Annotated in this window: 11 protein-coding genes; 4 read left to right on the top strand and 7 right to left on the bottom strand. The window is 59.6% G+C overall.

Annotation, left to right across the window (positions count from 1 at the left end; all coding sequences use genetic code 11):
* Nucleotides 1–16: 16 nt before the first annotated feature.
* The 3 genes from AC2FFD_RS01425 to AC2FFD_RS01415 all read right to left on the bottom strand — a co-directional run bounded on the left by AC2FFD_RS01425 (nucleotide 17) and on the right by AC2FFD_RS01415 (nucleotide 4,415).
* On the bottom strand, nucleotides 17–1,168 hold the full coding sequence (locus AC2FFD_RS01425) for an alpha-hydroxy acid oxidase (RefSeq protein ID WP_496871558.1): 1,152 nt from the start codon (nucleotides 1,166–1,168) through the stop codon (nucleotides 17–19).
* A 13-nt stretch (nucleotides 1,169–1,181) separates the two neighbouring features.
* Nucleotides 1,182–3,245, bottom strand: a complete 2,064-nt coding sequence (locus tag AC2FFD_RS01420; RefSeq protein ID WP_496871555.1) for a TRAP transporter large permease subunit — start codon at nucleotides 3,243–3,245, stop codon at nucleotides 1,182–1,184.
* A gap of 120 nt (nucleotides 3,246–3,365) precedes the next feature.
* Nucleotides 3,366–4,415: a TRAP transporter substrate-binding protein gene (locus AC2FFD_RS01415; protein WP_170346116.1), complete on the bottom strand. Its 1,050-nt coding sequence runs from the start codon at nucleotides 4,413–4,415 to the stop codon at nucleotides 3,366–3,368.
* Nucleotides 4,416–4,751: 336 nt separating this feature from the next.
* Between AC2FFD_RS01415 and AC2FFD_RS01410 the strand changes: the two genes are divergently transcribed.
* On the top strand, nucleotides 4,752–5,525 hold the full coding sequence (locus AC2FFD_RS01410) for a FadR/GntR family transcriptional regulator (protein WP_170346115.1): 774 nt from the start codon (nucleotides 4,752–4,754) through the stop codon (nucleotides 5,523–5,525).
* Nucleotides 5,526–5,638: 113 nt separating this feature from the next.
* Here AC2FFD_RS01410 and AC2FFD_RS01405 read toward each other — a convergent pair whose 3' ends face one another.
* Complete coding sequence (locus AC2FFD_RS01405; RefSeq protein ID WP_496871552.1) at nucleotides 5,639–6,202, bottom strand: tetratricopeptide repeat protein; 564 nt, start codon at nucleotides 6,200–6,202, stop codon at nucleotides 5,639–5,641.
* Nucleotides 6,203–6,235: 33 nt separating this feature from the next.
* Nucleotides 6,236–6,718, bottom strand: a complete 483-nt coding sequence (locus AC2FFD_RS01400; protein WP_170346113.1) for an Lrp/AsnC family transcriptional regulator — start codon at nucleotides 6,716–6,718, stop codon at nucleotides 6,236–6,238.
* A 108-nt stretch (nucleotides 6,719–6,826) separates the two neighbouring features.
* Here AC2FFD_RS01400 and putA point away from each other — a divergent pair, with 108 nt between their 5' ends.
* Together putA and AC2FFD_RS01390 are read left to right on the top strand one after the other, a co-directional pair.
* On the top strand, nucleotides 6,827–10,225 hold the full coding sequence (gene putA / locus AC2FFD_RS01395; RefSeq protein ID WP_496871551.1) for a bifunctional proline dehydrogenase/L-glutamate gamma-semialdehyde dehydrogenase PutA: 3,399 nt from the start codon (nucleotides 6,827–6,829) through the stop codon (nucleotides 10,223–10,225).
* A gap of 42 nt (nucleotides 10,226–10,267) precedes the next feature.
* On the top strand, nucleotides 10,268–11,011 hold the full coding sequence (locus AC2FFD_RS01390; protein ID WP_170346111.1) for a rhomboid family intramembrane serine protease: 744 nt from the start codon (nucleotides 10,268–10,270) through the stop codon (nucleotides 11,009–11,011).
* A gap of 17 nt (nucleotides 11,012–11,028) precedes the next feature.
* Here the strand turns inward: AC2FFD_RS01390 and AC2FFD_RS01385 are convergent, their stop codons facing one another.
* On the bottom strand, nucleotides 11,029–11,814 hold the full coding sequence (locus AC2FFD_RS01385; RefSeq protein WP_257599244.1) for an inositol monophosphatase family protein: 786 nt from the start codon (nucleotides 11,812–11,814) through the stop codon (nucleotides 11,029–11,031).
* A gap of 98 nt (nucleotides 11,815–11,912) precedes the next feature.
* A complete protein-coding gene (locus AC2FFD_RS01380; RefSeq protein ID WP_257599245.1) occupies nucleotides 11,913–12,818 on the bottom strand; it encodes a LysR family transcriptional regulator in 906 nt (301 codons plus the stop codon).
* 94 nt (nucleotides 12,819–12,912) lie between these two features.
* On the opposite strand from AC2FFD_RS01380, the gene metF reads away from it, so the two are divergent.
* The gene (gene metF, locus AC2FFD_RS01375) at nucleotides 12,913–13,779 is read left to right on the top strand and encodes a methylenetetrahydrofolate reductase [NAD(P)H] (RefSeq protein WP_257599246.1); all 867 of its coding nucleotides are present in this window, start codon (nucleotides 12,913–12,915) and stop codon (nucleotides 13,777–13,779) included.
* Nucleotides 13,780–13,830: the final 51 nt, after the last annotated feature.

Below are 13,830 nucleotides of genomic sequence, written 5' to 3'. Positions count from 1 at the left end.
TCGGCCCCTGTTTGGGTTAGGGATTGCGGAAACGAATATTCTCGCGGCTGAGCTGGCCAACACTGGTGACACCCATCAGTTTCATGTCGCGATCGATCTCGGCACGCATCAACCCAAGGGCCCGTTCGACACCCGCCTGCCCCGCGGCAGCCAAAGGATAAAGGTAGTGCCGCCCGACACCCACGGCTTTGGCCCCGATCGAAAGCGCCTTGAGCACATGGGTGCCACGCTGAATGCCGCTGTCCATCATCACGTCCAGCTTGTCGCCAACGGCATCGACAATCTCGGCCAGTTGGTCAAACGGTGTGCGCGAGCCATCCAGTTGGCGGCCACCGTGGTTCGACAGAATGATGCCGGTACACCCGATCTCAGCCGCGCGTTTCGCGTCACCGACGGTCATGATACCTTTCAGGCAGAACTGACCATCCCAGTCGCGCACCATCTGCGCCACGTCATCCCAGTTCATCGACGGATCGAGCATATCGGTGAAATACCCGCCGATCGAGCTGGCCCCACCGCCCATATCCACATGTTCTTCCAGCTGAGGCAGCCGGAACTTTTCATGGGTGACATAGTTGATGCCCCACATCGGCTTGATCGCAAATTGGATCATGCCGCCCAGCGTCAACCGGAACGGGATTGAGAACCCCGTGCGCAGGTCACGCTCGCGGTTGCCACCGGTGATGCTGTCGACGGTCAGCATCATGACCTCGACACCCGCCTCTTTGGCGCGCTGCATCATCGCGGCATTCAATCCGCGATCCTTGTGGAAGTAGAATTGATAGACCTGCGGGTTCTTGTGTTTCTGGCGCAGTTCCTCCAGCGAGACAGTACCCAGAGAGGAAACACCGAACATGGTGCCGTATTTCTCTGCCGCCGCTGCAACGGCGCGTTCACCCTGATGATGGAACAGGCGCTGCAACGCGGTGGGCGAGCAATAGACCGGCATGTCCAGTTTCTGCCCCATCACCGTGACGGACATGTCCACGTCCGAAACCCCGCGCAGGACCGAAGGCAACAGATCGCATCGGTCGAACGCCTTGGTGTTTTCCCGATACGTCACCTCATCATCCGCGCCACCGTCGATATAGTTGAAGATCGGCCCCGGCAGCCGCTGCTTGGCCAGCCGCCGGAAATCGTGGAAGTTATGACATTGGCTCAGACGCATGGCGATAAGCTCCTTAGTAGGCGACCGAGGGCAACCAGGTGGCGAGGGTCGGCCACAGGAAGACCAGCGCCAATCCGGTCAATTGCAGCAGGACAAATGGGATGATGCCCTTGTAGATGTGGGTTAGCTTGATCTCTGGCGGGCAAACACCCTTGAGATAGAACAAGGCAAAGCCAACGGGCGGCGTCAGAAAGCTGGTTTGCAGTGTCACAGCGACCAGGATCACGAACCAAACCAGTGCCGGTTCATCAAGAACGCCGAAGCCGGGGATGTCGATGCCCAGACCGTTCACGATGGGGCGCATCAGGGGCAGCACGATCAACGTGATCTCGATCCAGTCCAGCACAAATCCCAGCAGGAAAACGATGAACAGGATGAAAAGGATGGTGCCGTTCGCTCCAAAACCGGTGGATTGCACCACATGTTCGATCAGCTCGTCCCCACCCAGTTCCCGAAGGACATAAGAGAACACGGTCGCGCCGAGGAAGATCGCAAAGATGTAGGCGGTGGTGTTGAAGGTCGAAACCAGCACGTTCCACAGCTTGGCAAAGGTCAGCTTGCGATAAGCCAGTGCCAGCAGGGTCGCACCCAAGGCGCCGATGCCGGACGCTTCGGTCGGCGTAGTCAGACCCGCGAAGATCGAGCCCAGTACCGCAAGGATCAGCATCAGCGTCGGGATGACGGCGATAAGAACGTCCTTGACGGCGGCCCAATCGGGGGCTTTCGCGCCTTCGGGCACGGGGGCCGCGTCGCGTTTCACCAGCGCGAGGATGAAGATGTAGGTCAGGTACAGGACGCCTATGATCACGCCCGGGAAAACGGCAGCCATGAACAGGTCACCGACAGACAGGGCCATCTGGTCGGCCATGATCACCAGCATGATCGAGGGCGGGATCAGAATGCCCAGTGTCCCCGAAGCCGAAACCACGCCCGCCGCCAGCGTCGGCTGGTATTTCTGCTGCATCATCGACGGCAACGACAGCACGCCCAGCAGAACAACCGAGGCACCGATGATGCCGGTCGAGGCCGCCAGAATGATTCCGATCAGGGTCACGGTGATGGCCAGACCTCCGCGCACCGTCCCGAACAGGCGCTGCATCGAGGACATCAGACGCTCGGCCACACCGGATTCGTCCAGCATCAGACCCATGAAGATGAACATCGGCAGGGCAACCAGAACCGCGTTGGACATGGTCGCGTAGACCCGGTTCACCACCGCCCCAAGGGTCAGGTAATCAAGCCCGGTAAATGTGCTTTCCAGACCTGTCCACAGCATCAGATCGTTGTCGAACAGATAGGCCAGACCGCAATAGGCGACACCGACACCGGCCAGAACCCAAGCCACCGGATAGCCAGTAAACAGCAGGGCGATGAAGGTCAGGAACATCGCGATGACCAGCTTTTCCTCGGTCGTTTCGACCAGGAAGGTCAGGCCCACACAGACGGCAGCAAAGACCGCGAGCACCAGCAGGATACGGCGCAGCGGTGCGCCCTCGCGCTCCGAGGCCGGTCCGTACATCAACGCGTGCCCGTCATGGATCAACCGTGCCAACGCGGCCAGCGCCAGCAGGACAAAGCTGATCGGAATGACCGCCTTGAAAGCCCAACGCGCAGGCAGGCCCGTGGGGCTGTCCGAGCGTTCGTTGACGCGGAAGCTTTCGTAGAAATAGTCATAGCCCTGGTCGACCATCAGATAGATGAACGGGGTCAGCAGGGTCAGGATGCCGATCACCTCGATGATCCGCTGCGCGCGGCGCGAAAGCTGCATATGCAGGACATCCACACGCACATGGCTGTCGGTGATCAAGGCATACGAGATGCCGATCATCGTGACGATTCCATAAAAATGCCACTGGATCTCATCCAGTTTCGGGTAGTTCTGGCTGAACAGGTAACGCAACGAGACCTGTGCGAAGATCGCGCCCATCAGCAGGACATTGGCCCACATGACGACATGACCCACAGCCTTGACCCCGGCGTCGATCGCGACGGCGATTTTCTGGCGGTCGGATTCGGGGTGTTCCAGGATGCCTTCATAGGCTTCGACCGGATCGTTGAGGTTGTTTTGGGTGGTCATGGTCATTCCTCGCTCAGCAACCCGGAATACGGGTAGTGAAAGGTTAGAAAGTCCGAAGATCGAAAAGCAGGGGCCGGAGCGGCGGATCGGGCCGCCCCGGCAACGTCAGTGAGGGAGAGATTACTGACGTGGGAGGAAGGCGTTTGTCTTCCAGAGGTTATAGCCGTCACGGAATTCGTTCATGTCGGCCAGAACCTGTGCAAAGAAGGCATCATTGGCGGCCTCTTCAGCGGCAACCTCTTCCCAGGTTGCGCGGAAGGTATCCAGCATCTCGGGCGACCACTGCTTGATGGTAACGCCGTTGTTTTCAACGTTGTCGATCAAGGCCGCGTGCTGGATGGCTTCGCCTTCGGCAAAGCTGTCTGCCATCGAAGCCTTGCAGGCGTTTTCGATGATTGCCTTGTGCTGATCGCTGGCTTCGTTCCAGACGTCCTTGTTGATCAGCAGTTCAAATACGGTCGCCTGCTGATGCCAGCCGGGGAAATAGTTGAATTTGACCAGCTTGTGGAAGCCCAGGCGCGCGTCGATCGCAGGCATCGAAAACTCGGTCGCGTCAATCGCACCTTTTTCCAATGCGGGGAAGATCTCACCACCTGGCAGCAGCGAGGTCGCCACACCCAGTTTCTGCATCACCTTGCCGCCCAGACCGAAGAAACGCATCTTCAGCCCGTTCAGGTCTTCGGGCGAGTTGATCTCGGAGGCGAACCAGCCCGAGGTTTCCGGCGCGATGATGGCGCAAGGCAGAACTTTGACGTTGAAACCGGCCTGATCATACATCTCCTGATACAGGGTCATGCCGTTGCCATAATACAGCCAAGCCATGTATTCGCCCGCCTCGGGGCCGAACGGCACAGCCGAGAACAACGGCGCAGCCGGGATTTTCCCGGCCCAGTAACCAGCCGTAGTGTAGCCCGAGTTGATCTTGCCGGTGGACACGGCGTCCAGAATTTCGAAGGGCGGAACCAGTTTTCCCGGCTCGTACACCTTCATCTTCAGCGTGCCGCCGGACATCAGTTCCAGCTGATCAGCCACACGTGGAATAGGCGAACCCAGGCCCGGCAGTTCGGTCGAAAAGGCAATCGGTGTTTTCAGCAGCAGCTTGTCCGCCGCAACCGCGGGTGCCGCCAGCAGGCTGGCGGCCACGGCCAGGCTCGTCAGGGTCTTCTTCATGAAATCTCCTCCAGGGTTGGTCGGGTCTGTCTCCGATCAGTGGCGCAGGCTCTTCCAGCGCCGCTCCGGTGGTAAACTAACTTTACCAGATTAAACCAGTCAATAACTTTATTTACCTCTGGCAATGAACGGAAATGGGAAACCTGCATCCGACAAACCCGGAAAAACCCTGATGCGACCACATGAAAATCCGATACTTTCCTAAAAAACCCTTCGCAAACAAACATGTAATTCACGTCCGGAAAGAACATCCCCGCGCTTGAATTTAGAACGGATATGGTTATCTTTATTTACCAGTTATTCTGGTTGTTTTAGCATCACACGGGGCAGCATCTCATGAACACCACGGCGATTTTTGAACCGGTCGGACACGAATCGCTGGCTGATGCGGTGGTTTCACAAATCGAGGACCTGATCGCGTCGGGCATCCTGAAACAGGGCCGGAAACTGCCGTCCGAGCGCGATCTGGCCGAGATGCTGCGCGTGTCGCGCCCAAAGCTGCGCGAGGCCCTTCAGGTGCTGGAAGAACGCGGGCTGGTCACAACGCAACACGGTGAAGGGACATTCGTCGCGGCCCTGACCGGACAAGCCATGATGCCCGCGCTTCTTGCTTTGTACGAACGCCATGAGCCGGCTTTTTTCGACTATCTGGAGTATCGCCGCGAACAGGAAGGTTTCGCGGCCCGGCTTGCCGCCCGTCGTGCAACCAAGGCAGACAAGGAACGGATTTCAGAGATCCTTGATGAAAACGAGCGCGCCTGGCAGGAGCAGGACGCCAAGGCTTCGCAAGAGGCGGACTTTGCGCTGCATTCAGCGATTGTTGATGCCAGCCAGAATGCGACCCTGATCCACATGATGGCGTCGATCTACGAACTCACCCGCAAGGGCGTTTTCTACAATCGCGACTTCCTGCGCACGATCGATGGGACCGGCGAAAAGCTGTTGCAGCAACATCTCGAACTCGGCCGCGCAGTGATCGAAGGTGATGAGGAGCGGGCCGAAAAAGCGGCAACGGATCACATCGACTTTGTCGAAGAGTCCTTCAAACTCGGGATTGAACAGCGGCGACGCGAAGCCATGGCCGAAAAGCGCCGGATACTGTCGCGCTGACGGCGTTGTCACCCATTTGCCTTTCTGATTGCGGGGCCCAGTCTCCGAGGTGGCCGTGAAACTCTCCTGTTTGGCGGTTTTCGACCGGTTTCAAAACTTACCCGAGCTGGCTGTCAGATATCCTCTCCGGGCGGTTCCAGAAGGCCGCCGGGTTCCAACAACGCCCGCTCGGACAGCCAAGGGTTGAGTTCCAACGCTTCGGACAGTGCTGTGCGCGCGTCTTCAAGACGTTTCAAACCCAGTAAAGACAACGCGCGTCCGCTGAGCGCGCCGATGTGGTTTGGCGACATTTCGATCGTGACATTCAGATCGCGCAGCGCCGCTTCAAAATCCTGCCTCAGGTAGTTTACGAAAGCCCGCTGATTGTAGCCTTCGGCGTAATCCGGGCAATATTCGACAAGCTGGTTGAAATCGTCCAATGCGCCCGACAAGTCCCAAGCCTCTCGTCGCGCCATTCCCCGGTCCAGCAGAGTCTGCGACCGGGCATCCGGCGCGTCCGTCCAGAGTTCCCACATTTGATTCGAGATGACCCGGGCGTCGCTTTGCGATTCCGCCTTTTGGACCTGCTTGATCAGCGCATTCACCCCTTCGGAATGATCCGGAGCCGTGGGGCATGTCTCGGCCATGGCCGAGCATGAAAACGCGATCAGGAAAAACGTTGCAGCACAGGTTCGCATCACGCAACAAGGGTGGGCCAAAATTCTGCCGGGTCAAGACTGATGTTCAAAACCGCCCAGCATACCGGTTTCCTTCACGGCCTCCATCGCAACAAAAGTTGAGGTATTGGCGACATGCGGCAGAGACGAGATCTTCTCGGCCAATACACGGCGGTATTCCGACATGGTGGCGGTGCGCACTTTCAGAAGATAGTCAAAGTTGGACGCGATCATATGGGCCTGCTCGACCTCGGCGGTTTTGCGGACGGCTGCGTTGAACTCGGCCAGAGCCTTTTCGCGGGTATCGGTCAAACGCACCTCGACAAACGCGACGTGATCCAGGCCCAACCGGATCGGATCCAGCATCGCCCGATACCCCTGGATTACTCCGCTTGCCTCAAGCCGTTTGAGCCGCGCTTGCGTCGGAGATTTCGACAGCCCGATCTCGCGCGCAAGATCGGCCACCGAGATACGACCATCCTCGGCCAGAATTTTTAGAATCGACCGGTCGAACCGATCCAGATCAGGAAAGCTCATTTGCGCTGTCTTTTGCCGAATCTTCAGAACACAGGCCTTCCAATAGCCAATATTCGGGCCGTTGTCCTGAATTTTCCGCATTATATTATCAAAAAGACCGGAGGACATATGTCACACAGCCTGCGCACCCTCATCGATAGCTCGACCTACGCCGATCAGTCGGCAGTTCTTGATACACTGATCTCTCAGGCGAACCTGACAGACACGGATCGCAGCGCCATCGGCACCGCCGCTGCGCAGCTTGTGCGCGACATCCGGTCCAGCACTTCTCCGGGGTTGATGGAGGTGTTTCTGGCCGAATATGGCCTGTCCACCGACGAAGGTATCGCCCTGATGTGTCTGGCCGAGGCGCTGTTGCGCGTGCCGGATGCCGACACAATCGATGCGCTGATCGAAGACAAGATCGCACCATCCGATTGGGGCAAGCATCTGGGGCAATCCTCGTCCTCGCTGGTGAACGCCTCGACCTGGGCGCTGATGCTGACGGGAAAGGTACTGGACGAAGGCAAGGCGTCTCCGGTCGGGGCGCTGCGCGGTGCAATCAAGCGGCTGGGCGAGCCGGTGATCCGCACGGCTGTCGCGCGTGCGATGAAAGAGATGGGGCGACAGTTCGTTCTTGGGGAAACCATTCAATCCGCAATGGAGCGGGCGCGCGGGATGGAGGAAAAAGGCTATACCTATTCCTACGACATGCTGGGCGAAGCGGCCCGGACCGAAGCGGACGCGGCGCGCTATCACCTGTCCTATTCCCGCGCCATCTCGGCCATTGCCGAGGCCTGCACCCATGACGATATCCGCGCCAACCCGGGCATTTCGGTAAAACTGTCCGCCCTGCATCCCCGTTATGAGCTGGCACAGGAACAGCGTGTGATGGACGAGCTGGTGCCGCGGCTGCGGGCGCTGGCCCTGCTGGCCAAGGCGGCCGGAATGGGCCTGAACGTCGATGCAGAAGAGGCGGATCGTCTGTCATTGTCGTTGCAGGTGATCGAGGCGGTGATGTCCGACCCGGCCCTTGCCGGATGGCACGGGTTTGGCATCGTGGTTCAGGCCTATGGCCCGCGTGCAGGTCTGGTACTGGATACGCTGTATGGCATGGCCGAACGTCATGATCGCCAGATTATGGTGCGATTGGTCAAAGGTGCCTATTGGGATACCGAGATCAAACGCGCGCAGGTCGAAGGGGTGGATGGTTTTCCGGTCTTCACGCACAAGGCCGCGACCGACGTCTCCTATATCGCCAATGCACGCAAACTGCTGGGCATGACCGACCGGATCTACCCGCAATTTGCCACGCACAACGCCCACACGGTCAGCGCCATCCTTCACATGGCCGAAGATCAACCGTTCGAGTTCCAGCGCCTGCACGGCATGGGCGAGACCCTGCATCAGATCGTGATGGACAAGCAGAACACCCGGTGCCGCATTTATGCACCGGTCGGGGCGCATCGCGACTTGCTGGCTTATCTGGTTCGACGCTTGCTGGAGAACGGCGCAAACTCATCCTTCGTCAACCAGATTGTGGACGAAGATGTGCCGCCGGAAGAGGTCGCAGCCGATCCGTTTGTTGCGCTCCGGACTCCTCCGCCCGCACTGCCGACCGGGCCGGACCTGTTCCAGCCTGAAAGACCGAACTCCAAGGGTTTTGACCTGCATCACACTCCAACGCTGGATAAGATTGATGCGGCACGGGATCAGTTCCGCGCCCATCACTGGTATGCGCAACCCTTGCTGGCCGGCGAGACCAAGCCTGAAGCGGACGAGCCAGTGATCAACCCGGCGCAACCTCAGGACAAACCCGGCGCGGTGGCCGCAGCGAGTGCCGCGGACGTGGAGATGGCATTGGCTTCGGCCAACCCCTGGGACGCCCCCGCTGCCGAACGCGCCCGTGTCCTCAATGCCGCAGCCGATCTTTATGAAGCGCATTATGGCGAGTTGTTCGCGCTGCTGGCGCGTGAGGCCGGGAAGTCGCTGCCCGATGCGGTGGCCGAACTGCGCGAGGCGGTGGATTTCCTGCGCTATTATGCAGCCAACATCCCCGAAGCCGAACCCGCGGGGATTTTCACCTGTATCAGCCCGTGGAACTTCCCGCTGGCGATTTTCTCTGGGCAGATCTCTGCTGCACTGGCCACCGGAAACGCGGTTCTGGCCAAGCCTGCGCCCCAGACGCCCCTGATCGCACATCGTGCCATTCAGCTTATGCACGAGGCAGGGGTGCCACGCGACGTGCTGCAACTGTTGCCGGGTGGGCCTGCCGTGGGCGCGGCGCTGACATCGGATCCGCGTGTCTCGGGTGTGGCCTTCACCGGGTCTACGGCCACCGCGCTGAAAATCCGTGCGGCGATGGCCGGATCCATGCGTCCCGGCACGCCTCTGATCGCGGAAACCGGCGGTCTGAACGCAATGATCGTCGACAGCACGGCCCTGCCCGAACAGGCCGTGCAATCGATCATCGAAAGCGCCTTTCAGTCGGCGGGCCAGCGCTGTTCCGCCCTGCGCTGCCTGTATTTGCAGGAAGACATCGCCGACGACGTTCTGACCATGCTCAAAGGGGCGATGGATGCGCTGTCGGTCGGCGACCCCTGGCTTGTGTCGACGGATTGCGGACCGGTGATCGACGAGCAGGCCCGTCGGAGCATCGCCGAACATGTGACCAAGGCGCGCAACGAAGGACGGGTTCTGAAAGAACTTCCGTTGCCGCCCGATGGCATCTTTGTTGCACCGACACTGATCGAGATCCCCGGCATCGCCGCGCTGGAACGCGAGGTGTTCGGCCCAGTGCTGCACGTCGCCCGATTCAAGTCGCAAGAGATCGACAAGATCATCGACGATATCAATGCCACCGGATACGGCCTGACCTTCGGACTGCACACCCGCATCGACGACCGCGTGCAGCATGTGACCGAGGCTATCCATGCGGGCAACATCTATGTGAACCGCAACCAGATCGGCGCAATCGTCGGGTCTCAGCCCTTCGGGGGCGAAGGATTGTCAGGCACCGGCCCCAAGGCGGGCGGGCCGAACTACATGATCCGGTTCTATGCGCCCGACCGTCAAAGCACGGCGGATACCTGGGACGCCGTGGCTGATCTGCCTGCTGCGCAAGGTCAACCTGCGCCGGTCAAAACCCGATCCCTGCCCGGCCCGACCGGTGAATCGAACCGCCTGAGCGAGTATCCGCGTCCGCCCCTTCTGTGCATGGGGCCCGGAGAGGCCGCAGCGCGTGCGCAGGCCGATGCTGTATCTGCGTTGGGTGGCACTGCCATTCAGGCGACCGGAATGCTTGACCTGCACCGGCTGGAAAACCTGACCGGCATTTCGGGCGTGTTGTGGTGGGGAGACGACGAAACAGCGCGGCAGATCGAACAGCATCTGGCGCGCCGCGACGGCCCGATTCTGCCGCTTATCCCCGGCAAGCCCGACCGCGCGCGTGTTCTGGGTGAACGCCATGTCTGCGTCGACACGACTGCAGCGGGTGGAAACGCCGCGTTGTTGGGAGGTGCGGCATAAGCTTGCCTTGACGCTGGGCGCACAAAAGCCCAGCGTCACACCATGTTTCCGATCCGCGACCACAACCCTTCGGGGCGCACACCTTATGTTGTCTATGCCTTGCTGGCGGCCAATATCCTGATTTTCCTCAGCTATGTGGGGATTTTGGGTGACGGGCCGCGGATCGGCAGGCTGTTTTTCGACTACGCCATAATTCCGGCACGGGTCAGCGACGGGTTCGGGCTGGAAACCCTCGTGACATCCATGTTCCTGCACGGGGGGTGGATGCATCTGGCCGGGAACATGCTGTTTCTGTGGATCTTCGGTGACAATCTGGAAGACGAGATGGGCCATCTGCCTTTCCTGCTGTTCTATCTGGCAGCCGGAATTGGCGCGGGCCTGATTCACATCATCACCGGGCCCGAGTCCCAAGTCCCCACGGTTGGGGCCTCGGGCGCGATTGCTGGCGTTATGGGCGGGTATCTGCTGCTGTTCCCGAAAGCACGGGTAGATGTCCTGCTGATCCTGGTCGTCTATTTCAGGGTCTTTACCATTCCCGCCTTCATCATGCTGGGCGTCTGGCTGGCGATACAGTTCTTTGGCAGCGTCACGAGCAACCCGGACGAAGGCGGCATCGCCTATTGGGCCCATACCGGGGGGTTTGCCGTTGGCCTGATCCTGTGCATACCGCTGTGGCTGAGACGCGGAGGAATTCAGTTCTGGAACCGCACCCATGGGCACCCGCCCCACCCGGAGGCGAAGTACAAGCTGTCGCAATCCCGCATTCCGCGCGTTCCGCGCCGTTAAGGCCGGTAAACGGGCGCCTAGCCCCGGATCACCTTGGCGAACTGATCGAAGATCGGTTCGTTAGAACAGATCACTTCACCATCTTCCAGCACGTTGCCTTCAGGGTTCAGCGCCTGCACGAAACCGCCGGCCTCTTTGACGATGATCACGCCAGCGGCCAGATCCCACGCATTCAGGCGGCGTTCCCAAAAGCCCTCATACCGGCCGGCGGCCACATATGCCATGTCGAGCGCGGCAGCACCCCAACGACGGACACCGGCGCAGGCGGGCATCAGGCGCGCCAGATCCTGAAGGGTTGCTGGCAGGTCCGAACGGCCACCAAAAGGCAGACCGGTCGCGAAGACCGATTCAATCATGCGATGACGGCCCGACACGCGAATACGCATGTCGTTCATCCAGGCGCCCTCACCCTTTTCCGCAAAGAACATCTCGTCCTTGGCGGCGTCATAAATCACGCCGGCAACGATCTTGCCCTTGTGTTCCAGCGCTATGGAAATCGCCCAATGCGGCAGGCCGTGCAGGAAATTGGTGGTGCCGTCCAGCGGATCGACGATCCAGCGGCGGGTCGGATCCTCGCCATCGATGGAGCCGCCCTCTTCGGCCAGCCAGCCATAGGTCGGCCGTGCGCCCAGCAGCTCTTCTTTCAGGATGGCTTCGGCGGCGATGTCAGCCTTCGAGACGAAATCACCGGCGCCTTTCATCGACACCTGCAGATTTTCGACTTCACGGAAATCCTTGACCAAAGAACGCCCCGCCTTGCGCGCGGCCTTGATCATGATGTTGAGATTTGCGCTGCCAACCATTGTCAAAAGGCTCCTGTCCGGTCAAACCGCGCGTATACTGCCGCAACGCGCCCTTGCCAAGAGGAATGATGCGCATAACAGACCCGCCGGAAACGCCGTTACTGGGATTGCAGCTTGCGCGCTTCTTCCCGGGCCAGTTTCACCAGTTCCTGCACATAGGGTTTCTCCAGATCTTCCGACCGGACCGCGGCATAGAGACGCCGTGTAATGCCCTCTTTCGTCAAGGGTCGGGTGACGTAGTCCGAGTTGTATTTGACCTCGCGCACGACCCAATCCGGCAGCACTGAAATGCCCCGGTTCGATGCGACCAGCAGCAGAATGACGGCGGTCAGTTCCACTTGCCGGATCGTTGCAGGCTCAACCCGCGCCGGGATCAACAGCTGGCTGAATACATCCAGACGCGTGCGTTCCACCGGATAGGTGATCAGGGTCTGGCCGCGAAAATCCTCGGCCTCGATATAGTCTTTCTTGGCCAGGGGATGGGTCGAAGCGGCCACAAACACCGCGTTATAGTCGAAAAGTTCGACAAACTCGACACCCGGAAGGTCTTCGGGATCGGACGAGACCACCAGATCAACCTCTTCCTTCTGCAAGGCCGGAAGCGCGTCGAAGGCCAGGCCGGGGCGGATATCGACATCCACATCGCCCCAGGATTTCCTGAAGGCTTCAAGAACAGGAAACAGCCATTCGAAACAGGCATGGCATTCGATGGCTATATGCATCCGCCCCGTTCGCCCGTCCCGCAGCGATGAAAACTCGCTCTGCGCGGCCTCGACCTGAGGAAGGATTTGTTCGGCCAGCCGCAACAGGCGGAATCCGGCGGCTGACAGTTTCATTGGCTTTGAGCGGCGCAGAAACAGTTCAACCCCCGCCTGATCTTCCAACCCTTTGATTTGATGACTTAATGCGGACTGGGTGATATTCAGCTGATCCGCAGCACGGGCCAGCCCGCCGCATTCATGGATCGCCTTGATGGTGCGCAGGTGCCGGAATTCAATATGCATTTCAAACAGTATTCATGTTGTTGTTGAGTAATATGAGTTTGTTTCACAATGCTCGCCATGGCACAAGGGGCTCAGTTGATCCAGTGAGGCCACAATGTCTAACCCTGAAATTTCCTTCGAGTTCTTTCCGCCCAAAACTCTGGAAGCCTCTTTCCGCCTTTGGGACACGGTCCAGACATTGGCCCCTTTGGATCCCCGCTTTGTTTCCGTCACCTACGGCGCTGGTGGCACGACGCGTGAACTGACACGCGACGCGGTTTCAACCCTGCACAAGTCGTCGGGTCTGAACGTGGCCGCTCATCTGACCTGCGTCGATGCTTCGCGGCAGGAAACGCTGGAGATCGCAGACGCCTTTGCACGCGCCGGCGTGCAGGACATCGTCGCCCTGCGCGGCGATCCGCCAAAGGGTCAGGACAAGTTTGTACCGCACCCCGACGGGTTTTCCAGTTCTGTCGAACTGATCGAGGCACTGGCCGAAACCGAAATGTTCAGCATCCGTGTCGGGGCCTATCCTGACACCCACCCCGAGGCCGCAGACATGGCTGCGGATGTGGACTGGTTGAAGGCCAAGCTGGACGCAGGCGCAGACGAAGCGCTGACACAGTTCTTCTTCGAAGCCGAGACCTTTTTCCGGTTCCGCGATGCTTGCGCCAAGGCCGGTATCGACAAACCGATCGTTCCGGGCATCCTGCCGATCGAGAACTGGTCGGGTGCCCGCAATTTCGCCAAGCGCTGTGGCACGCATATTCCGGTTTGGGTCGAACAGGCCTTTGAAAAAGCGGTGCGCGACGAGCGCGAGGATCTGTTGGCCACGGCGATCTGCACTGAACTGTGTTCGGACCTGATCGAAGGCGGCGTGGACAAGCTGCATTTCTATACGCTCAACCGTCCCGAACTGACGCGCGATGTCTGCTTTGCACTGGGCATTACACCACGCGTTGAACTGGAAAACGTGGCCTGACTTGCAAAAAATCCAATGATTCGCCCGGGTTACGTTTACACCCGGGCGTTT

The organism is Ruegeria sp. YTSC002, assembly GCF_059609845.1.
This window is presented reverse-complemented; position numbering and strand designations above follow the sequence as displayed.

Excerpts from the sequence above, each read along its gene's own strand:
- AC2FFD_RS01425 (WP_496871558.1), bottom strand. The coding sequence starts at position 1,168 with ATGCGTCTGAGCCAATGTCATAACTTCCACGATTTCCGGCGGCTGGCC.
- AC2FFD_RS01420 (WP_496871555.1), bottom strand. The coding sequence starts at position 3,245 with ATGACCACCCAAAACAACCTCAACGATCCGGTCGAAGCCTATGAAGGC.
- AC2FFD_RS01415 (WP_170346116.1), bottom strand. The coding sequence starts at position 4,415 with ATGAAGAAGACCCTGACGAGCCTGGCCGTGGCCGCCAGCCTGCTGGCG.
- AC2FFD_RS01410 (WP_170346115.1), top strand. The coding sequence starts at position 4,752 with ATGAACACCACGGCGATTTTTGAACCGGTCGGACACGAATCGCTGGCT.
- AC2FFD_RS01405 (WP_496871552.1), bottom strand. The coding sequence starts at position 6,202 with ATGCGAACCTGTGCTGCAACGTTTTTCCTGATCGCGTTTTCATGCTCG.
- AC2FFD_RS01400 (WP_170346113.1), bottom strand. The coding sequence starts at position 6,718 with ATGAGCTTTCCTGATCTGGATCGGTTCGACCGGTCGATTCTAAAAATT.
- putA (WP_496871551.1), top strand. The coding sequence starts at position 6,827 with ATGTCACACAGCCTGCGCACCCTCATCGATAGCTCGACCTACGCCGAT.
- AC2FFD_RS01390 (WP_170346111.1), top strand. The coding sequence starts at position 10,268 with ATGTTTCCGATCCGCGACCACAACCCTTCGGGGCGCACACCTTATGTT.
- AC2FFD_RS01385 (WP_257599244.1), bottom strand. The coding sequence starts at position 11,814 with ATGGTTGGCAGCGCAAATCTCAACATCATGATCAAGGCCGCGCGCAAG.
- AC2FFD_RS01380 (WP_257599245.1), bottom strand. The coding sequence starts at position 12,818 with ATGCATATTGAATTCCGGCACCTGCGCACCATCAAGGCGATCCATGAA.
- metF (WP_257599246.1), top strand. The coding sequence starts at position 12,913 with ATGTCTAACCCTGAAATTTCCTTCGAGTTCTTTCCGCCCAAAACTCTG.